The organism is Xenorhabdus bharatensis (genome assembly GCF_037996705.1).
GTDB classification, from domain to species: Bacteria; Pseudomonadota; Gammaproteobacteria; order Enterobacterales; family Enterobacteriaceae; genus Xenorhabdus; species Xenorhabdus bharatensis.
The window spans coordinates 145372-167217 of record NZ_JBBMXG010000001.1 but is presented as its reverse complement, the minus strand read 5'-3'; the positions used below and the strand labels follow the sequence as shown (position 1 = coordinate 167217).

The 21846-nt window shown below is 41.3% G+C and carries 17 protein-coding genes; 5 read left to right on the top strand and 12 right to left on the bottom strand.

Features of this window, described 5'->3' with window-relative positions:
- Nucleotides 1–189 precede the first annotated feature (189 nt).
- The 3 genes from AAC855_RS00740 to AAC855_RS00730 are packed head-to-tail and all read left to right on the top strand — an operon-like array spanning nt 190 to nt 2219.
- Nucleotides 190–633, top strand: coding sequence for a PTS sugar transporter subunit IIA (locus AAC855_RS00740; RefSeq protein ID WP_340607750.1), 444 nt, complete (start codon nt 190–192; stop codon nt 631–633).
- 29 nt (nt 634–662) lie between these two features.
- Nucleotides 663–950, top strand: coding sequence for a PTS sugar transporter subunit IIB (locus AAC855_RS00735; protein ID WP_340607749.1), 288 nt, complete (start codon nt 663–665; stop codon nt 948–950).
- Nucleotides 951–962: 12 nt separating this feature from the next.
- Nucleotides 963–2219: a PTS ascorbate transporter subunit IIC gene (locus tag AAC855_RS00730; RefSeq protein WP_340607748.1), complete on the top strand. Its 1257-nt coding sequence runs from the start codon at nt 963–965 to the stop codon at nt 2217–2219.
- Nucleotides 2220–2386: 167 nt separating this feature from the next.
- On the opposite strand, the gene AAC855_RS00725 is transcribed toward AAC855_RS00730, so the two are convergent.
- The 5 genes from AAC855_RS00725 to AAC855_RS00705 form a co-directional block, all read right to left on the bottom strand.
- A complete protein-coding gene (locus AAC855_RS00725; protein WP_340607747.1) occupies nt 2387–4447 on the bottom strand; it encodes an SWIM zinc finger family protein in 2061 nt (686 codons plus the stop codon).
- Nucleotides 4444–5595 (bottom strand): VWA domain-containing protein, encoded by a 1152-nt coding sequence (locus AAC855_RS00720; RefSeq protein ID WP_340607746.1) that lies wholly within the window; start codon nt 5593–5595, stop codon nt 4444–4446. The genes AAC855_RS00725 and AAC855_RS00720 overlap by 4 nt, the downstream gene beginning before the upstream one ends.
- Nucleotides 5592–8162, bottom strand: a complete 2571-nt coding sequence (locus AAC855_RS00715) for a DUF5682 family protein (protein ID WP_340607910.1) — start codon at nt 8160–8162, stop codon at nt 5592–5594. Before AAC855_RS00715 ends, AAC855_RS00720 begins: the two co-directional genes overlap by 4 nt.
- A gap of 66 nt (nt 8163–8228) precedes the next feature.
- On the bottom strand, nt 8229–9326 hold the full coding sequence (locus tag AAC855_RS00710; protein WP_340607745.1) for an ATP-binding protein: 1098 nt from the start codon (nt 9324–9326) through the stop codon (nt 8229–8231).
- Between the two features lie 67 nt (nt 9327–9393).
- Nucleotides 9394–13119, bottom strand: a complete 3726-nt coding sequence (locus AAC855_RS00705) for a DUF4132 domain-containing protein (protein ID WP_340607744.1) — start codon at nt 13117–13119, stop codon at nt 9394–9396.
- A 326-nt stretch (nt 13120–13445) separates the two neighbouring features.
- On the opposite strand from AAC855_RS00705, the gene AAC855_RS00700 reads away from it, so the two are divergent.
- Both AAC855_RS00700 and AAC855_RS00695 read left to right on the top strand, forming a co-directional pair.
- Nucleotides 13446–13580: a CPCC family cysteine-rich protein gene (locus AAC855_RS00700; RefSeq protein ID WP_340607909.1), complete on the top strand. Its 135-nt coding sequence runs from the start codon at nt 13446–13448 to the stop codon at nt 13578–13580.
- A complete protein-coding gene (locus AAC855_RS00695) occupies nt 13577–14068 on the top strand; it encodes a hypothetical protein (RefSeq protein WP_340607743.1) in 492 nt (163 codons plus the stop codon). The genes AAC855_RS00700 and AAC855_RS00695 overlap by 4 nt, the downstream gene beginning before the upstream one ends.
- A 56-nt stretch (nt 14069–14124) precedes the next feature.
- On the opposite strand, the gene AAC855_RS00690 is transcribed toward AAC855_RS00695, so the two are convergent.
- The 7 genes from AAC855_RS00690 to pgaB form a co-directional block, all read right to left on the bottom strand.
- On the bottom strand, nt 14125–15102 hold the full coding sequence (locus AAC855_RS00690; protein ID WP_340607742.1) for an EAL domain-containing protein: 978 nt from the start codon (nt 15100–15102) through the stop codon (nt 14125–14127).
- A 346-nt stretch (nt 15103–15448) separates the two neighbouring features.
- Nucleotides 15449–15934, bottom strand: a complete 486-nt coding sequence (yfiB, locus tag AAC855_RS00685; RefSeq protein ID WP_340607741.1) for an outer membrane lipoprotein YfiB — start codon at nt 15932–15934, stop codon at nt 15449–15451.
- On the bottom strand, nt 15931–17193 hold the full coding sequence (gene dgcN / locus AAC855_RS00680; RefSeq protein ID WP_340607740.1) for a diguanylate cyclase DgcN/YfiN: 1263 nt from the start codon (nt 17191–17193) through the stop codon (nt 15931–15933). Before dgcN ends, yfiB begins: the two co-directional genes overlap by 4 nt.
- 4 nt (nt 17194–17197) lie before the next feature.
- Nucleotides 17198–17662, bottom strand: a complete 465-nt coding sequence (gene yfiR / locus AAC855_RS00675) for a regulatory sequestration protein YfiR (RefSeq protein ID WP_340607739.1) — start codon at nt 17660–17662, stop codon at nt 17198–17200.
- Nucleotides 17663–18072: 410 nt separating this feature from the next.
- Complete coding sequence (pgaD, locus tag AAC855_RS00670) at nt 18073–18489, bottom strand: poly-beta-1,6-N-acetyl-D-glucosamine biosynthesis protein PgaD (protein ID WP_340607738.1); 417 nt, start codon at nt 18487–18489, stop codon at nt 18073–18075.
- Nucleotides 18489–19814 carry a poly-beta-1,6-N-acetyl-D-glucosamine synthase gene (gene pgaC / locus AAC855_RS00665; protein ID WP_340607737.1) on the bottom strand — a complete coding sequence of 442 codons (1326 nt, stop codon included), beginning with the start codon at nt 19812–19814 and terminating at the stop codon, nt 18489–18491. Before pgaC ends, pgaD begins: the two co-directional genes overlap by 1 nt.
- Nucleotides 19807–21843, bottom strand: coding sequence for a poly-beta-1,6-N-acetyl-D-glucosamine N-deacetylase PgaB (gene pgaB / locus AAC855_RS00660; RefSeq protein WP_422824330.1), 2037 nt, complete (start codon nt 21841–21843; stop codon nt 19807–19809). Before pgaB ends, pgaC begins: the two co-directional genes overlap by 8 nt.
- Nucleotides 21844–21846 lie beyond the last annotated feature (3 nt).

Here is a 21846-nt window from a genome sequence, read left to right as displayed (position 1 = left end):
GTGATTTACTCCGTATTATTGTGATTTTTATTTCTTTCTGTCAGTAGGTTTGATTTGCACTGGCTATTCTTTTAATCATCGATGCTCCTTATGGAAATAACCGCCTGTTAACGAAATATACTGAATGGCATTTCAAAATGCCGCCACAAAGCGGCAATTTGAAAGACGAAGAGTATACGGGGAAATTCAATGCTGAGAACTTTACTAACCCGCGATGTTATCCAATGGCTTCCTGATGTCAGAGATTGGCGCGAGGCCATTGAAATCGCCTGTCAGCCACTGATTGATAATGGCGCGATCCAACCCAGTTATGTCGAAGCGATTTATGAGTCCCATGAAAAATTTGGCCCTTATTACGTGGTGGGTTCAGGTATAGCAATACCACACGCCAGACCAGAGCAGGGAGTCAATCGACTTGCCCTGAGCCTGACGTTAATAAAACAGGGCGTCAGATTTGGGTCAGCAGAAAATGATCCGGTTCACTTATTGTTTGTATTTGCTACAACAAGCAATTACAGCCATATAGAAGTGATTGCTGAACTGGCTGGGTTATTTGATGATCAGGCAAAAATTAATCAATTAATGCAGGCCAAAAGTCAGGATGACGCTTTTTCCATTATTCAGGGATATTAGCCACTCTTTTTAGTTAACAGGAAAATAAGATGAATATAACTGTTGTTTGCGGCCATGGTTTGGGCTCCAGCTTAATAATGGAAATAAGCATTAAAAGTATTTTGCAGGAATTAGGTGTTGAAGCCAGTGTCGGACATACCGATTTAGGTTCAGCAAAAGGAATAAAGAGCGATATTTTTGTTGCGACAAAAGATATTGCAGAACAACTGGCTGAGCAACAGGTAAATGGAAAGATGGTTGTATTAGAAAATATGCTCGATAAATCTGCAATGAAATTACGCTTATCTGCGGCATTGCAAGATCTTGGCAGATTGTAACCGGAGACGAATATGGATTTTTTCCGCTTTCTGATGAATGACGTATTGGCAGAGCCTGCTGTTTTGGTCGGATTAATTTCCCTGATTGGTTTGGTATTACAGAAAAAACCTGTGACTGAGTGCATTAAAGGCACCGTAAAAACTCTACTCGGATTTGTTATTCTGGGCGCGGGTGCGGGAGTTATCGTTTCTTCATTGAGTGGATTCTCCGTTATTTTTCAACATACTTTTGGTATTCAGGGTGTTGTGCCGAATAACGAAGCTATCGTATCAATCGCGCAGAAAAATTTCGGTAAAGAAATGGCGATGATTATGTTTTTCGCAATGGTGATTAATATTTTGATTGCCCGTTTTACTCCGTGGAAATTCATATTTCTGACAGGCCATCACACATTATTTATGTCGATGATGGTGGCAGTGATTCTTTCTGTCGCCGGAGTCAGTGGTGTGGTGCTTGTTGCGATTGGTGCAATTGTTGTTGGTATTTCAATGGTCTTTTTTCCGGCAATTGCTCACCCTTATATGAAAAAAGTAACCGGCTCTGATGAAGTAGCCATTGGGCATTTTTCGACGCTTTCTTACGTTCTGGCGGGATTTATTGGCAGTAAATTGGGTAATAAGGCTCACTCCACGGAAGAAATGAACGTGCCAAAGAGCCTGTTATTTCTGCGTGATACTTCTGTCTCCATATCCTTAACTATGGCGATCATTTTTCTCCTTACTTGTCTGTTTGCTGATCAGGAATTTTTACGGCAGGTTAGTGGTGGAAAAAACAGCATCATGTACTCTCTGATGCAATCGATCACATTTGCCGCAGGGGTTTATATCATTCTACAGGGGGTCAGGATGGTGATTGCTGAGATTGTGCCTGCATTTAAGGGTATCTCCGATAAATTAGTCCCGAATTCCAAACCCGCGCTGGATTGCCCGGTGGTTTTTCCCTATGCCCCAAATGCGGTGCTGATTGGTTTTCTAAGCAGCTTTATTGCCGGTGTCATTGGCATGTTTTTACTCTATTGGCTGAATATGACAGTGATTATTCCCGGTGTTGTTCCTCATTTCTTTGTTGGCGCAACTGCGGGTGTTTTCGGTAATGCAACGGGAGGAAGAAGGGGAGCAATCCTCGGTGCCTTTGCTCAAGGCCTGTTAATTACATTCCTGCCGGTATTCCTGCTGCCTGTACTTGGCGATATCGGCATTGCCAATACCACATTTAGCGATGCTGATTTTAGTGCTGTGGGAATTTTACTGGGGCTGATTGTGCGTTGATTATGCCTGATCATTTTGGAAGTGACTTCTCTTCAATAGTCAAAAGCCAGCCGGTAAAGGGAGTTAGCCTTTTTATCAAACCCGGCTGGTGATAATTGCTTCTGTTATAAAATTCAGCACGCTTCTTTTTTGCTTCAGAAGCTACATATTTCTGGATCTTTTAGCTTTTATCTCAGCTGTATTGGTAACTGACTCTGTAACTGTTGTAATTGGTGACATAGCCATGTCAGACGTAATAGTGATTCTGCCGCATTTTGTTTATTTAGTATTAGATAATCCTGCAGACAATGTGCCAGTAAGTCCATACCCAAATCTTCTGCAGTCTGTCGGCTCAGATCCAGTTGCTCTTTCTGTGAAATTGAAAGGGATTGCCTGCCCGTACAAGCTTGTGCTTCTAGTATCGACAGAATTGGACGGCACAGTTTTTGCGATAATGTAGGTTCTGAGTAATGTGCTGCGTTCTGTCGTTTTTTCTTTGCCATATATTCCTGAATATGACTAATAAATGCAGAGCGTTGTTTCTTACGTGGATGAAAATCAAAATCAAGATAAAACAACGTGATATCATCACCTTTTTTTAGCCACAATGTAGTAGGGATTAGGTCAATACGTTGTTCCCTTCGAACAGGTTGCACACTGACTCCAATGATTTCCAACTCTTTTTTCGTAATATAGCGAAGTTCTTCAATGTGATTGTGTATTGCGTCTTCCCAGTAAAGCCGCAAAAAGGCGGAGTTACCCTTAGAATCATTGACTTCCCATATTATACATTGCTCAATTTCATACCAGACTAATGGCTGATAAGTTTCTATATGCAGTAATAATGGCGAGAAAAAATCATCAGTTTGTAGTGAAAAATAATCTGGCAATTCATTCCAATCTTGTATACCAAAGTGAGTTCGTAATGATTGATATTGCTTCAGGTTGAAAGGCGTGTTCTGACTTGTGGCGTAACTGTCACCACTGGTCGCTAATTTTCCTTCATCCGATATTCTTGGGAAATGTAGGATGAAAGGTCGGCGCATAAGTTTATCAGCAGTTTGTTTCCAGACAGATAATGTTGACCAGACTCCGTGACAGTTAAAGTGAGGATCGTGGCGATTGGCTCTTGCCTGAGTACTCTGTAATAATTGTTTCTCTTCGTCGTTCCAGAAAGTAAAAGTTGCACCTAGTGCGCCACTGTTTGTTGTCCACCAGTCTGCACTGACAGGAATTAATGATAAGGTAGTATTTTTTTCATCATATTGTTTGCGAGGAATTCCGCGCAGCTTCATTAACTGGTCTGGTGCTGCGTGAGTCAGTTGATACAGATAAGCAGAAAGCTGGGCTAAAAAGTGTAAAACCTTTCCTTCGTCCATAGTGAAATGTTTATCTGCCAGCAGTTTTACTTGTCCGCTTAACCCTCTTAAATAAGAAGCTAACAATGGTAATCCTTCTGCTTTGGCAGATATATTCAGCAGATGAAGTTGAGTGGCACTACTACGACTGATATGGGATAAACCTTGTCGTAATAGCTCTTGTATGAACTGATTAACAATTGCGATAAGATTTTTTTCATCCTCGCTGAGCGGTTGTTTTTCACTTGGTATAACATTTAGCTCATCTGGCCATGTCCAGGGTTTCTGGGATTGTTTAAACAGTTTTACTACCGCAGCAAGATGAAGCGCCTTACGCTGGTTTTCAGGCAGAGAAGAAAGCATACCTTTATAACCGCTTTTTTTTAGGAAAATGATAGGTTCTTCAAACTCAGGCAGGTAGATCTTCAGTTGGGAATCGATATCTTCTGTACGTATTTGTTTCTGATCTTGTTCCCATTGCTGTAACAAGCGTATTGCCAAGCGGCAATTAGCTTTACCTGTTAGTTTGATCAATTCCTCAGGGGAAAAAGAAAGTAATTCAGATAGCAGCGATTCAGAAGATTGAGACATCGTTTCATGTATCAGTTCTTTTTCTGATGCTTGCCCGGTACTATTTGCTTGTAGCCACAGAACAGTTGCCAAAATATGTTTACAACAATCTGATGCGGGACAATCGCATTGTGCTTTTTGTATACCCTGAGCATCTAAAACAACCTGTTGTCCATCACTGTTAAAAATACCACCTTGCGGATCTATTAATGTAATTTTGCCATTATCAACATCTTTACGCGCCCGCCGTAATAACCCCATGTTAGCGAAGACTGCCAAAGCATCTTCATCATAATGTAGATAAATTGTCTGCCAACTCACTGCATTACCTCCGCGAGCCATTGTGCAAAGTGTTCCGGTGTTAACGCTGCAACGTGCATTCCCCTGTCTGCCAGTTTTTGAGCTATGGTTGAGTCATATGCAGGCATAGCTTCATCATCCAGAGCTGCCAGTCCTAGTAACTTAACTTGTTGGCTGTGCAGGCGCTGGGTACAATCCAGTAATCTGGATAAGGAGCCGCCCTCTTCGAAGTCGCTAATCAATGAAATAATAGTGCGTTTAGGGTTTTTGACTAATGTCTCACAATATTGCATCGCACCGGCAATGTTAGTGCCACCGCCCAATTGCACAGTCATCAGTATTTCAACGGGATCATGGGCAAGATGGCTCAGATCAACTACCTGAGTGTCGAATACGACTAGAGAAACGTTTATTGTAGGTAGTGAGGCGAGAATACTGGCACAAATCGCGGCATACATGATTGAGCTGGCCATTGAGCCGCTCTGGTCGACACAGAGAATGACATCCCATGGCATATGTTGTTGCATCCGAGAATTGAAGTAGGGTGTTTCAATCAATAAACGTTTATTACTGGTATCATAATTTTTTAGGTTAGCGGCAATAGTTGCTCTCCAGTCAAAATTACGGCTATTGGGGATAAGAGAACGACGAAAGCGATTTCTTCGTCCCGTCAGAGATTGGCGGAAGTTATTGCGTATCCGGCGCAGAATATCTTCCACGACTTGGCGGATAATTTGCCTCACCGCTTCCCGGGTTTCTTCATTCATTTTCCCGCGTAGACTCATCAGTGCTTTTGCTAGAGCTTTCGTTGGTTCCATTGCTTTCAAAGTTTGTGGATCATTCAGAAAGCTATTGATTTCATAACGTTCTATTGCCTGTGATTGCATTCGCTCGAATGTGCTGTTCGGGAAAAGTTTACGGGCCTGATTGAGCCAGTTTACGGCGGCTAATTGCGAAGCATCCAATGAACCATGGCGCCCTCGTTCCTGACGTAGTCCCCTACGTTCATATTCTCTGCGATAGAGAAAATCGAGAGTTCGTTCGATCTTAAAATCTTCTGCATTAAATGAAGCTTGTCCCAGAGCATTATCCGCATATTGCCCAAGTACAAGGCGCCAGCGTTTTGCCTGCTGCTTTTTATCATCAGGCATATCATTATGTTGGCTCATTGATATTTCCCTTTATCGGTATTAAACCATCCAAGCAATTGCTGTTCTGATAAACGGCTGTATAACTTCTGATTTAGCCCAGTAGCCTCCAGCATCTCTTTCTCACTGAATTCTGTTTGCCATAGAGACAGCTCCTGTCTTGACAGACCGATCTCTCCAGCGATATAGCGAGACAATTCTTCATTTTGTTTCGGCGTTAGCTGACTAAATGCGAAACGTAAATCGGGAAGTATTTGGAGAAAACGTTGATCATCCCACTGACTTAATAGCCGATTTAAGTGATCAACCAATATTGGTGTTTTGATCACTAATTCAGGAGCTGTTCGCATAATACCTACGAAATAGCCAATTGCTTTTTCAGGATCACTGCCTGTACTGAATGTTTTCTCCAGACTATCAGTCAGTAGATTCTCATCTACCTGATCACCCAGATAACGCAGTGCATCAATTGCCCCTTTAAGCAGAGGAACTTCATCCAGTTTTCCATCCAGTCGGTTAAGTTGTTGGTAAAAATCGTTTTGATATGAATGGGTACTGTTTTGCATTTGGCTGATCATCGGCATAAATTCGATCAATTCTCGCAATGATAAAAGAGCTTGCAGATGGGTTTCCTGCTGTTGTTCATCACCCTGAGAAATTTGATCCAGACAGAAAAACGCCTGAGGTATAACTTGATATAACCTGTTCTCTAGTATCGATTGATCTGTAATATCAAAGAATGTGCGTCCACGCCATAAGTGTATTAACTGATGACCACAGGCGGTGAGGGAGTCCAGACGAAAGTCTTGTTGAATATAGTTGTCAAGTAGTTGGAGAAGTATTGGAATACGTTGATGTAGTCCAATCAGCACCGCTTGAGTCAGTAATGAGGTAACACTCTGGCTGGAGCGGCTTTGGCCCTGTTCTTCCAATCGCTTTTCCAACATCAGTAGTTTGTTAAGTGCAATTGCTTCTAGTTGGCTGCCTTTTTCTGAAAGCGCAATAAGCTCGCCTTCAACTGCTGGCGTCCATGCGTATTGCCATTCTTCAAATAAGAGGTCAAGCTGATGTCCGGTAAGAAAATTTGGCCCGTTAATCCGGTGAGCGAAATGGATTTCCAAAAATGCCAGTAAATGTAGAAAGCGGCTTCGTAGACGATGCTGTGGATTACGGTAGATATCCAGTTTGGTGATTTTTATCAGTGTGTCATCAAGTTTAAAACGAAAAGCTTTTGCTTTTTCATAAGACTCTGCAACTAAAGGTGGTGTGGTGGTGCCTGTTGGGATAGAGCCAAGTAGATAACCGGAAAAGCAGTTTTTGATTTCACTCCATAATTCATTCTGGCTGTCATCAAGACTGCCTTTGATAAAACTACTTTGTAATCCATCGAGTAAATCATAGCGTCCCGGACCTGCGTGACCTCTGAGTGAAGCCAGCCTCAGACTTTGTTCCGCAGCATGTTTTACGGTGAGATAGCTGGGTGGATTATCAAACGTTTTTTTCCGTATAGCTTCAGCTACATCAGTTAAAAACGCCACGCCTGTTTTATTGCGGTAAATTTGTGTCGGTTGATCTGGATATTGATGACTGGCCTGTCTGTCCTGTCGTTGTTTCAGCAGGCTCTGCCAACTGCGCTGATAAAATGCAGGTGAAGGCATACCTGAAGCGTAGCCATTGAGTGCATCAAGGCGGTCAAAACTATAACGGATCAACCATGAGCTATCTTTCTCCCTGAACTTGAGCATCTTGTCGAAGTGTTTTTGTTGGGCATCTGAAGGAATAAATTGTGTGTTAGAGGCTTTCGCAAGTTCCTCTACAAGCGCCAGTGTATGAAATCCACCAGTAACAATCAGAATTTTTGCGTTAGGTTCATGCTGTTTAACTGTCAGGATATGCATCAGCATATGTGCTTCACGCTGCAATGATCCTTCTGCTTCCAGTACCTGTGGTTCATAATCCAGACGGGCGACAGCACACCAGATAAAAGTATCATAAAAGAGTTGTTGCCAGTCTGTGAGTGCCTCTATTGAGCGTAGTTCAAACAGATGTTCCCAAACATCATCATGATCACGACAATGGCATTTTTTAGCTAACCGAGCGATAAATTGACTATGTGAAAGGTAGCGCTCTTTCTGTAAGCTCCGGCTTTGAATATCTCGGTTATCTTCATCTTTCCATTGCGCCGCCCAAGGGAGATCTATGAATACTAGTTTAGCCTGATGGTTGTGTCCTGTATGTAAGGCCTGCCATTCTGGTGAATATTCACAAAATGGAAAATATGCGGAGCAGTAGCGTTTTTCCGTATTACCATTTTCATCAGCAGCTATTTGTTGTTCTGCCTGCGCCATAATAGCCACAGGAGGGCGAGTGTCCTTGTGTAACAACCCAGGAAGAAGAGAGTTAAAACTATCAGGTCCCTCAATGAGAATATAATCGGGCTTCACGGATTCAATCAATGATAGAACACCGTAGGCACAAGCGGGGCTGTGATGGCGTATAGGTGCGAAATAGAGATTTTTTTGTTGTAGCGATACCCATTTTTCTAAGGCGTTATCAATACGCTCAGGCAGGTCTGAAGGCAAAGGTATTGAAGAAATACTCACAATAATAATTCCTTTTGTTCACTAGAAGGCAGAGCATGCTCTGCCATTCTGTTACTGCCAAAATTCACGGGAAGCATTAAAAAATGCTTTCCAATCTTCATCCTGTTTGGCCCGTTCTCTTGCTATGTTATCCATGTAGTAACGCATCCGTTTGATATCATCAGGATTATCTTTTAAAACAACACCGATCAACTGCCGGGCAATTGCGCCACCATTTAGTACATTATTTCCCAGATAATGTGCTTCCAGTGCGCAGGCATAAGCGATATTTACTGCTTCCGCAGTAGACATAACGGCGTCTGGTGTTTTGATATTGCCACCATCCTGAGTATTCCCTGAGCGTAATTCCTGAAAAGTGGTGACCAGTAATTCAATGACACTGGTGGGAATAGTTACAGAAGCAGCAAGATCACCCAGCTCTTTTTCTAATTGTGAATGGATGAGGGAAATTTCAAATGCTGGATCCTGAATTGGCTTGACGGTTTCAAAATTGAAACGACGTTTAAGTGCCGAAGACATTTCATGAACACCCCGATCGCGTAAGTTGGCTGTGCCAATCAGATTAAAGCCTTGTTTGGCGTTGATACGGGCACCTTCTCCCATTTCAGGTATCATCAGTTGTTTTTCGGACATCAGCGAAACTAATACATCCTGAATTTCCGGTGGGCAGCGGGTGATTTCTTCAAAACGGACTATTTTTCCCTGTAACATACCCTGATAAAGTGGTGAGCCTATCAATGCTTTTTCTGTTGGTCCTTCAGCTAATAGTAATGCGTAATTCCACGAATATTTAATATGATCTTCTGTTGTTCCTGCGGTGCCCTGAATGGTTAATCCAGAGTCTCCACTAATTGCAGCAGCGAAGAGCTCTGATAACATGGATTTTGCTGTTCCCGGTTCGCCGACCAGCATTAAGCCTTGCTTTCCAAGCAGGGTTACAATGGCACGGTCTACCAACGCATCATCACCGAAAAACTTTGGTGTAATATTGAGTTCTTCATCACCAAGAATAAACTGACGCACTGCCCGAGGGGAGCGTAGCCAGCCTTGTGGTTTAGGATTATTTTCATCTGCTTTAGTTAGACGTTCCAATTCATCAGTAAAGTGAATCTCAGCACTTTCGCGGATAATATTTTGTTCAGGTAGCATTTTTTACCTATGTTTTTCCCTAAAATGATTCATCAATGGATGCCAATGAATGGCATCCAACTTATTATTACCAAGGTGTTTTCTTTTCCCATTCAGGGTCAAATCCTACACAGGCTTCAGCAAGCTTCAGGTAATCTGAATAACTTTCTGCCAGTAAGATAGGTGGAACATCTTTAAGCGTAATATTGTTTTTCTCCCAGTAATACAGGTGATTCTTGCTGAAACTTAAGCTAAACAATACCGCAGGGATATTTTCCTCAGGTACATAACTACCACTGAATTCAATATTGACGTAGTAATTCAGGCTGGAGAAATGCTTATAATAATGATCGAATGAGCCTGCATCCTGTATTGGACCACGTTGATAGCCCATTTTTGTTAAAATGCCACGTAGAGTGAAGGTATCAGTAACCCAGCCTTTACGATCTTCAATTTCGGTTTTTGTCAAATCCAGTTCAGGAATTTTGTTTTCCATTTGTGAGAAAAGGAACTTCACCTTGTAATCTTTGAAGTGAGCAAGCCATGCTTTGCGATCTTCTTCGCTGACTAATGCTGAATGTGCAAGCTGGATATTTGAATCATTTCGTAAAGAAATCTCATCATCGTCTAGATTCAGTAAGCAGCCGTCGTCAGAAGGGCGGAATTGGTTGATGACCTCTCCATCTCTCACTTCTTGCCATACAAGCTGTTCGATTAATTTATGCATAACTGGATGAGAGAGAATATACTCCTGCCAATCGCTGCTTCGCCATTGACGTTGAGCACACATGGCTTCATAGAGACGAGCCGTCTGTAATTCTATAACCTGTTTCAACTCTTTCTTGCTGGCAGTAAATAGTTTCTTTGTTTCTTTAATCTGTTCTTCATTCTCATTATGACGAGCTGCTGGCAGGGCTTTGATCTCTTTCCCTTCAGGATTAAACAAGGCTAACTTTTGTTTAGTATTCAGACGAGCCGTGAAAGTTCGTTCCCCGTATTCAAGTACCAGCGTACCTGTTTCGTTCAATCCTGCGCTTGGAATAGTTCTGTCAGCCAGTTCATCGGCACTCCAACCGTTACGCTCAGCGATTTGGGTAACTAATTCACGCGCTTTTTCCTGTATTGAACTGGTACGATAACGGCGAGAAAGTGACAGCAGAAGCTGAATAATCAGCGGGTCATTGCTGGTGGATATTGCAGTCAGAATGGCTTCAATCTGGGCACGACGCTGGTAATGATCACGCATGTAGTTACGTAAAACAGGGATTGCAACGTGTCCTTCAATATTGCAAATGAGAGCTAACATTCCTTTGTCACTGATTGCTGAGCCACAATAACGCCGCAAAACTTCGTTTTTAATTTCTTCTATTACTTGCTCTAAGGTGAAATTTTCATATTTGCTGTAGTGTTCCGGATAGCGCTTTGCCCAAGACTTATAATTATTTAAGCGTGATGGTGCTTCACGTTGCGCTTCATCCATAGCCTCCTCTAAGGATGGGCCTTTAACATCCTGAGCAACGAAGCTGTGTAAGATAAAATTTCCGATTTTTTGTTGGCTTTCGAGGGATAATAGACTGATATAACGCTGTAGTAGTGCGTTACCCGATGGCATTTTCAGTTTAACGGCAAGAACTATCCACCAATGGAAAATAGCAGGGTCGACGGGATGTTTATTCTTCCAGGTTAGTGCTGGCAATGTATTGAAATTAAACCAACTTAGACTTGCAGGTATTTTTCCTTTCAACCCTTTTTGCGCATCTTCTAATAATATCTCTGGTGACAGGTATCCAGAGATATCTTCACCAAACTCTTCTAATGCAGTGAGTAGTGCTGCACAGACAATTTCCCGTTTCTCTTTTTTTAGTAGCGCATAAAGATGGGGAATGGATGCTGGATTTTTTATGCGAGTCAACCACTCAATCGCTGTAACACGGATTTCTTGCTTTGCCGATTTTAACCCTTCTTGAACAGTTTCATGAATATTTGTTATTGTTTCCAACAATTGCTGGGCAGAAACTCGGTGAGTTTTATGTTGGCCCAAAGCTAATTCCATAATGCGAGGAATAAATTGTGTTGGTAATGCCGGATAGGTGGCGAGAACATCAATAGCACATGAAATTTCGAACATCCGATAACGATTTTGACTTTTATTAGGCATTAAGCCTAATGCTTCAGCGATATAACCCGGGTTTTGGTAATAGAATGGCCATATTTGCTCAGGACGAGGGAAAAGGCGATGCCCAATGGAGGATTCCAAACAAAATTCAGCGGTAGTTCTGGCGGAATTATTAAAATGGCATTGTGCTAAGACGTCTTCGACATGGCGTAGTTCAAGATTAGCAATTATTCTTTCTGGTATGTTTCCAGTAAAATGATAACCACTAAAACTTCGGTCATGCTCACAATTATGAGTAGCCAGACGAACAGCATGAAATAAAGTAAACTCAGGAAGGTTTGTGATTCTATTTTTATGTTTAATTACCTGAACTTCTTCTGAATTAAAATAACCCTTTTCACCATTGAGTTTATCGAGTAATGCACGGCACTTCTCATTGCTTAATTTACGCAAATCTTTATATTGGCGCTGAGCCCAGTTAGATGAATAATTAGAATTTTTATTGTCTTCTATTTCATATTCAGCTCTTTCTAATGCGCTAGCTAGCATTTCATGGAAATTAGCAACCAGAATTTCTCTGGCACTTTCTGGTAGTGGAGTGTCTTCCAATGGTGTAAAAGAGGGTAATTCTAACTTTTCCTGATTAATAGCCTCATCTATTACAGTAAAACGTAATAAAGCGCTTTCAATACCCTTGATAACAGATTTGCTTTTTTCGGTTTTTAGCGCTTCTTCCAGTACATTGCGATTATCACCCTGACGTGCGAACAGGTCTGCAGCTTGTATGCGCTGTTTTGGAGTACCATTAAATAATGTTTGGCTTAAATATTGCCTTACTATTTCAGATGGTAAGGTATTTAGGATCGGCTCTGCAATTTTACGAACAGATTTATGTGGGCTAGTAGATAACAATACGATTACATCAGCAAAATGATCTCGTAGATCGTTATTATGATTTAGATAATTAACGAACTCGACTTGTCCATTGGTTGATAATTTATCTACTAATGTCTGACGAACAAAATCTTGATGTTCGATAATAAAATCTTTTAAATCAGTTATTTTATAAAGTCTATTCAGATTTTTAGTATGATTGTCTGCGATATCCTTGCGATCAAATATCGCAAATAGAGCGTTAGGGCCTGTTTTCTCTGTTCCTTCATTGATCATTTTAGCAATCAAAGCCATTGTCCACCCATTGCGTAATGCGATGTTAAGATTGCTGACATTTTCATAGGTGGTGTGGAATGCATCGCCTAACAGATACAGTACCCATGATGGGAGTTCTGTTGTTGTCATTTTGATATTAATATCCTGACAAGCTGCAGCGATCACTTTAGCAAAACGGACGGTTTGTTCTGCAGTAAATTCCCCCCCGACTTTGGCATATAATTGATGACGGGCTTTTATTGATTGGGACATTATTTTGTCATATTGCCCAGTATTCACATTTCCGCTATACCACCAATCTAATGTTCCTGGTTTATTGAGCAAAGTAGCAGCTTTGATAGCATCTATCTTGTTTAATTCGTGAAATACGTTAGGATCTTGACCTGTCAGAATATAATCAAGTGCTTTTTTGGGAAGTATTTGCTCAAATGTAGCAAGAGGTAATAGAGCTTCTTGTAGATAGTTTTCTGTGGCAGAGACGTCTTTTTTCCCGAAAATGGAAAGAATGTCGAAGAGTTTTTTTATCATGCCAGTTCCTTAAGCCGTGTATAGATAAACGGACCTATGTACCATAAAATAGAAAAAACGACAATTTTATTGTGTTATTAACAAGAGCATTAGTTTTTATTAATGTTAGAGTTAAGTAGATTTAATTGCTGAAAATCATATTTAACAACCTAATTATATTATTTTATTTTTTGACTTTCACTGTTCTCAGTCATAAGTTTTGAAATTATATTTTAAGTTAATTAGTTGATAAAACAGTAAAATGATAAAATATGAATCAAAAAATTCCTTACCCATGCTGTGAAAATGAGATCTCAGCTCTTTCAGGTGAATATATCATCTGAGATATTTGTCACTGGAAAGATGATCTTGTGCAATACAAACACCATAATCTTGCTGGAGGTGCTAATTCTATGGGTTTAAATGAGGCCAAAAATGCCTTTAAACGAGGTGGAAGAATGGAATCATTTTATGTATTGTGATTTATAGTAAATTTGACGGAATAAAAAATAATAAAATGGAAAGCTATAATAAGTATACGATGGATAAAGCGGATCGCATGTTACAACCTATCATTGGTGGCGAGCTTATCTTATTAAGTTATATCAGTTTTTCACTGGAGGGTAGATTTAAATTTCTGGGCAAAATAGAGAATTGGGAAAAACAATCTGATACTAAAATATTAGAGAACGTGAATTTTAAAAGATACCTTTCAGATGACGTTTTTATCATTAATGATAACTCTTATATAAAAGACGAGGTTTATTTTATGGATATCAGATATGTCGAAATATTTGTCAGTGATTATTTAAATAAAAACTCAGAATGTTTCTTCAATGGAGATGCGTTTTTTATTTCTCCTACGAAAAAAACACTCATTGAGTTTCAACATGATGGTTATATTTTTTTACATCAATTACCAATCTTGATCAGTGAGAATGAAAAGAAAGTAATTTCAGGAAAAGTATGATGAATCTCTATTTGCTATGGGTTTCAAGTTCACTGTTTTAAGTAGTGCCACATGATTCAAGTTAACCATTTTTTAACAAATGCTTCCGGTGATATAGGGCGATCAAAGTAATAACCTTGTAGGTAATTGACAGAATAGTTTTTCAGCTGGTTTACCTGTTTTTGGTCTTCAACTCCTTCTGCAACAATTTCTAAATTAAGCCGTAAAGCGAGGTCAATAATATTTTCAACAATATGCTTTGAAAACATATCGCTATTCATTCTGCTAATGAAATTATGACCTATTTTTACCACATTAACGTTCAGTTTTTGTAAATAAGCATGATTAGAGTGACCTGTGCCAAAATCATCTAAAGCGATTAATACACCTAATTTATCTAATTTATTAAATAGTTCGATTATGTGTGCATCCGGCTCAAGTAATTCTCTCTCGGTAATTTCTAATATCAGATGAATTGCGTCTTCGGGGAATGCCTGTAGAAAGTTTCGGCAATCCTCAACTAATTCATTATTTTCATAATGTTTTGCACTGATATTGAAATTAAAGTGAAAATTTGGTGGTAGCTTTTCGGCGAAAGAGGTAAAAAAATCACGAACTTGAGTAATTAAGTTCTGTGTTAAGGGAATAATGAGATCTGATCTTTCAATTTGCGCGATAAAATTTTTAGGCTCTACTAAACCTTGTTTTGGGTGTTGCCAGCGAACAAGAATTTCACACCCGATAAGGGCGTTGTTTTTACTACAGATAATAGGCTGAACATAAGGAATAAATTGTTTGTTTTTAATGGCTTTTTTAAATTGATAATCTGGAAGAATAACAGTTTTGGTGTATTTATATAAAACGATGGCGTATAAAAGTATGAGTATTGCCAGTGTCAGCAAAACCCACTCTAATTCTGTATCAGGCTTGATATTATTCTGATAATCAGAAACTACTTTCCATAATAGATTACCAGCACTCAGAGTGATGGCGATGAATAGTACCACAAATGCCCGATACAACGTTCGGTATGATTTAAAATTCAGCCCCATCATTTCTCCTTTTTGATAAAGCCCATCATCCAACAGTAGTCTTACTGTCTAGATTTGTAAAATTTTGTGAGCTTGCTGCTGATAAAAAATGACTGTTTGCTTGAAAAATAACGTTGGCTATCTTACAGGAAGATATTGAAGACAGGAACTATAGATATATTTATATAGCAAGAATTGAGCAACAAATTACGTAATCGGTGGCAGTAATTAAAATAAACCGATTATTGTTTCCATCCTTGGTGAAATAATTAAATTATTTTATTGATTAATGTCAATCTTTTGCCAGATTATTCCTTCTTTTATTTATTCTTCTCATATTTTAAGTGATATCTTGAAATCTATTAGGCGTTTATTGTGCTGTAATCACAATCGCCACCCGACGGTTTTCTGCCCTTCCTTTTGAACTGCGATTATCCGCAACAGGCTGGTTTGGCCCCAATCCACGGGTTTCCAGATTGGATCTGCTCATTCCTCCTCGTGTCAGGGCATCTGCAACAGTGTTAGCCCGTCTTAGCGAGAGCTGGTTGTTATAGTTCAGTTCACCGTAGTTATCTGTATGACCATCAAGGCGAGCATGCTCAATGCCTGTTTTAGATAAAACAGCCGCCAGCTTTTTCAATTTTTCTTCCCCTTCAGGTTGCAAGTGAAATTGGTTATTACCGAAGAGAACTTTTTCTGACAGACCAAATAGCCATCCTTCATCTGTTTGTTGAAATCCTTGTTGCTTGAGGACTTTGATTTGTTCTGTTGTCAGTTTGCCTGTATGTTGGCAGGCGCTGAGAAGAAAAGGGCCAATCAATGAAATCATTAATATAAAAGCGTGTTTTTTTATCATGATGAATTTCTCGATAAGTAGTTTACGTTTGTTGTGTCAGCGGAGTACCAGCCACCGCCCCGTTGTTTGATGTGATACATGGCGGCATCTGCTTCAGACAGTAACTGTTCTGCTGTTAAAGCACCATTTGATAGAGCAATACCAATGCTGAGTGTGATACGTAGTTGCTGGCCGCTGGGAAGCTGAATTGGTGTATCCATCGCATGAATGATATTTTTGGCGATCCGTTCAGCATCTTCTAAACTGGCTGAAGGTAATAAAATAGCAAATTCATCACCACCGAGTCGGGCGACAGTGTCTGTTTTCCTGACTTTCGTTTTTAACGTATCGGCAATTGTGATCAGGACGTGATCGCCTGCGGCATGCCCATAAACATCGTTGACATATTTGAGTCGATTCCCGTCAATAAATAAGATTGCAGCACTCTCCCGCATGAATTTGTCAGTCATCACTGTGGACAGAACACGCTCAAAAGTAGCTCTGTTGGGTAATGTCGTGAGAGAATCGTGTTGTGCCTGCCACGTCAAAGCGGCTTTTTCCGTTTGTAAATGGTGCTGCCACTCCTCCAGCTCTTCCAGCAGATGATTAAAAACCTGGCTGAGTTCATGTAGTTCTGCAATCTGAGCGGAAGGCACCCGTTGTGAAAATGCCCGCCGCTGACGGACATCATGGGCAACACTGGCAATGTTTTGTAGTGTTCTGACAACGCCGTCATGCATGCGCAGGGAAAGGTAGAGTGAAAGTATGGCGCTGATCAGTAAGCAGGCAAACAGTACCAGTAAGGCCTGATAGATAAATTTAGTGATGTGTTCACTGTTGCCGGTTAACCAGACTGAACCAACTTGTTGTTGGTGGTGATAAATGGGAAATGTGACGGGTTCTGGGAATATCCAGTATTCAATCAGCTTTTGAAAATTACCGGTGCGTGTTATTTGGTTGGTATGCCAGCTGGCTAGCACCTGATTTTTTGCATCGAAAATCTTTGCTTCGGTAAAACTATCGTGGGCAGCAATCATTTCCAATATTTCGTTTGCAGCCGTTTTATCATTAAATACCACCGCTGCCTGTACGGTATGGGCTATTGTCGATGACATCTGTTTCAGATTATTTTCAGCATATTTCTGCATGGCAAACAGTGCCAGTAAAGAAAGAAACAGACCGACAACGGATAATGTCACAACAGTAATGATCAGATGGATACGGTGAACAGTCTGACGTAATGTCGGGCGTGATGGCATTAATGAATAACGCTTTTTCATACAGTTATTCCGCCTTGCGAGCCAATTGCAGGACATTTGGATCTACGCGTATACCACTGCGAGTCAAAATATCGAGGTTAAGGTTAAACGTTGTTTGTGTGCTATCTATATTGAGACAGAATGCACTGCCGATTTCACAGTGTTGGTTTTGTTCAGCAATAGTAAGAAGTGGTTTATTATTTTTCTGATTAAATACTTGATGTTGAAGTATAGGGTCAATCTGACCGTAGTAAATAATATCACACTTATCGACTAATTGTTCTGTATTGAAATTCAGAATTTCTATCCGTAATTCTATTTCATCAGGAAACAGATTAATATTTTTTAAAACACGAATGTATTTAGAGGGGGGTATCAGGCATAAATGTAATGTTGAGCGTGTGACTGGCCAATATGTATAACTGATAATGCCAGAGACGACACGCACAACATTTTCATTGATTTTTATTTTTTCTTTAGCATCAGGCATAGCTGTTACTATTGAATTACATATCACCATGGTTATACATACAATCGTCAGTACCCGTAAAAATAATTTGGAAGCGCAATGTTTGATAACAAAAAGAGTCCATTCAATTAAGCACATAACGGGATCCCATTTTTATCTTTCATATTATTAACAGTCATTAATATACACTTAGTCTTTCAAGTCGCTTCTTTGTTGGTTGTATTTATTCATTTCAGTTACTTTTTTTATTAATATATGGTTATCCGCAACGTAGGGATGTCATTCTCAATATATTGGGTATAGAACCTATCTCATCATGGTGATCTGTACAAAATTCATTAATCACCGGTTGTAAATAATAGAGTATGAGATAGGTTGAAAAATCGATTAAGTAATAGAGAAAGAGTGATAAAAACTATTTTCTTTATTGATTAATTTGGTTTTCCAGTGACTCCTATTATGTGCCCATGATGATCATAAGTAATATCAGATACTTTGCCTTGATTTAATTTGTCTATTATTCTCTCTTCCAAAGAAAAGCTTGTTGCAATCTCATCATGGTTTAATGTAGGCCGATGGCGACGGCGTTCAATACGAAAACGAATCTGATTATACTTTGCCCAGCCGATCAGCAGAAGTGCATTGAATATAGCGACAATGATATAGAGAGCAATTGAGCTTAACTCTGAACTGAATATAGACATAACAGGCTTAGGGCCATGATGGGGTGAATTAAATAACCCCGAAATGAATAAATAGACAAATCCACACCACGCGAAAATAGTCAGTGCGATATCAATAAGACGAGGTAATAATTTCTGCTCTGTAAATATTAATGGATCTTTCATTATTCTATTCTCTCTATTCCACGGTCAGGGCTTTCCCAACGGGCGCGTTTGCGGTGAACTTTAAGCATAACTTTGGGAAAAGAGACCAGTGTCGTAAACAGGTTAAGCATCCAATATACGACGGGATACCAGATCACCCAGAAAAGTGATGATGCAACGTGTTTTTCATAGCGTCGTTCAATTAACAGGCTGATAGTAAACTGAATTAGACAGGTTGCGGCTAATACCAACCCGGTATAGCCGGGCGGGAAAAGGGTATAGACCCGAATGGTTTCAGGTAATGTGATAAACATGCCGAGGAAGAACAATATAATCGAAAGGGCAAAGGTAAATGACCAGATTACCGAACAGCAGAATTCGGCAAATAAAACCCACATACGGCGATATTCCCAAGCCCAGAGTTTCCGTAGATTTTTGAGAAAGACTTCAGCCCCACCCTGCGCCCAGCGCAATCTCTGCTTCCACAATCCACGAAGTGTTTCCGGCATCAGGATCCAGCAGATAGCCCGAGGCTCAAAGAAGACGGACCAATGACGTAATTGCAATTTCCAACTGACATCAATATCTTCTGTAATCATGTCGTTGCTCCAATAACCCACATCGGCAAGAGCACGGCGGTTAAAAGCAGCGACCACACCGGAAACGGTAAATACCTGACCGTAAATTCGCTGAGTTCGTTTGATAAGGCCAATGATAGAAGAAAATTCCCCTACCTGAATGCGGCCAACCAGCGTAGAGCGGGTACGGATCCGAGGGTTACCGGTTACCGCACCAACACGGGGATGATCAACGATCGGTTTCACCAACCATACGGCGGCATCACGATCTAACAGAGCATCGCCGTCAATACAAACCAGATAATCACTGTTGGCAGCGGCAGCTCCGGCCTGAAGCGCGGTAGCTTTCCCCTGATTCTGTTTCAGATGTATCACTCTCAGAGCGCTATGCTGTTTCGCCATATCATCAAGTTCATGGGCGGTGCTGTCGGTTGAACCGTCATTGATTGCGATCACTTCAATATTGGGATAGCGCTGATTCAGTGCTGCCTGTAGTGTCTCACGCACATTCGGGCCTTCGTTATAGCAGGGGATCAAAATGGATATCAGCGGCTCGCCTTCTAAGTGAGGTGGCTCACCATTTTGTTTCCAGTGCCTTTCACGATAAAACCAGAAATAAACCCCACCTGAAATCCAGATGGCAGACATAAACAGCGGCCAGAAAAACACAAAGTTCAGCATAACCTCACCGGTAAAGGTGATGGCAATGCCGATGGGAATACTCAAAACAATACAAAGCACAATAAAAGCAAGAATACGGTCAATCATTGAGTGGATACCATTCTGAGGAAAGAACAGGACGGATCGAGTTCATTTCTGGTTGATTATTAATAAAGTCATCAGGGTAGTAACCAAAATTTTGAGCACCATTCAGCTGTAACTGGCGCATCCATTCAGCGAGTTGTTCGCCTGATATCATTCTTTTATCGGATGGTTTGCGCCAGTCAACGGCTTGCAGTTCAAATACGGTTTTACTGAGTGCATCAGGACGCTGGGCGACAGCTTTCACTAAACGGGAAAGCCACTGATGACTTTTTGACAGCGGGATATTTTCCATTAATGGCATCGCCATCGGTGCAACCCAGTCATAATGGGCAAGAAAATCATCCAGATTCTGGGCAAACCACTCTTCACTGTCCGGTTCCAGAATCGGTAGCGCAAAAATATTACGGGCAGTTTTTACCTGATAGCCCCGGACGGATTTTACGGCTTCGGTCAGTTCCTGAGTGAAATCGGTCAGGTAGCGGCTCTTGAAGCGACTCCAGCGGGCGAATTGTTCTGGATCCTGACGAATTTCGGCAACGGATGCAGGAAAGCCTTCCCGCTGATAAACCCTGATGGCATCCGGGCCGGCATCCTCAAAATCTGACATGATGGCATCATCGTGATACAGCACCCCCTGAAAAATGGAATGCGCCGCTAAATCCTGATAAATCTCTTTGATTCTGCGGCGGTTCTCCGGGTTATAAGGCGATAACCGGCGGTATTGAGCTTTGTTTACGGATAACTCACCGTTATTTTTGTCATAGCTCAATACACGGGGCAGAGAAGGCTCTAATTCAAATGCCAGAACCGGCATCCATGCATAGACATCGATATTTAACCGGCTGTGTATCTGCCATGAAACCCGATTAAATAAATCGGCCCGCATTGGCAACCAGCGATTCGGGAAGTACAGTTCACGTACAGTGCCATCGCCTGTAGGATCCGCAAAAGCCTGTAGGAAAACCGTGTTAATACCGAGGTCGGCAACACGCTGTACCAGTTTGTCGAGATTTCTTGCCTGCTGAACAGGGTCAGGGTCATAAACATAATCCAGATCAATATGGGCGATACGCAGCGGGAATTTATTCTGAACCTGAATAACCTGTTCAGCGAACTCTTTCAGTGTTGGGTTATTTGTCAGCAAGATCCGCGGAACATTATCCAGATTGTTGGCATTAGCCAGACCGGTATCGAGAGTCAACGCCAGTTTATAACCGTGCTGCTTTGCTATATCCAGCGTGACACCACTGTCAATACCGTAAGGCCAGACCCAGACACGCGGCTTTTTACCTGTAGCTGAAATGATCCGCTGTGTGATGGTCTTAACATCCTGCTCCATACGCTGGCGGAATGCCTTCTCAGTTTCATATTTGCCTGTTTTGGGGTCGTAGATTCGGGTAGCAGCGGCAGGTTCGGTATTCCCTTGTGGGTTACCAAGAGCACCGTAATGATGCTGATAAGTATGTGAGCCAATTTCCACCAGACTGGAACGGGACATTTCGGCGACCTGTGCCCAAGTGGTAAAACGTTCCCGCGGTACTTGCAGACCACCAAAATTTACCGGTTTTCCTGCGGGAGCATCAACCCAAATACCGACAGGAGCGAGAATAGCAGGCCAGTTGTAGGCTTTCAGTAAAGGAAATACGCGGTGATAGAAACTGCTGTAACCGTCATCAAAAGTGAGCAGTACGGCTTTAGGCGGCAGTGGTGTTCCCCCCTGATGAGCCGTGAGGATCTGATCAACGGTAATAGGTTGGTAGCCATTGGCGTGCAGCCAGGCAAATTGGTCATTCAGCGCACTGGTACGGACAGACATAAAGCGTTGGTCAGCACCATCGTCTTCAACATCATGATAAGCCAGAACAACAAAACTGTTATGGGGCCAGGGGCGTTCGTTCATCGATAAAGGGCGTTCCGCCGGTGGAACGAAATCAGGCTTTCCGGCATGGGCCGTGACACTGAGTTGAGAAATAAACAGGCTAACCAGCAAAGCTGAAATCATTAACCAATAGCGAATTACGTTAAAAGTCATAGA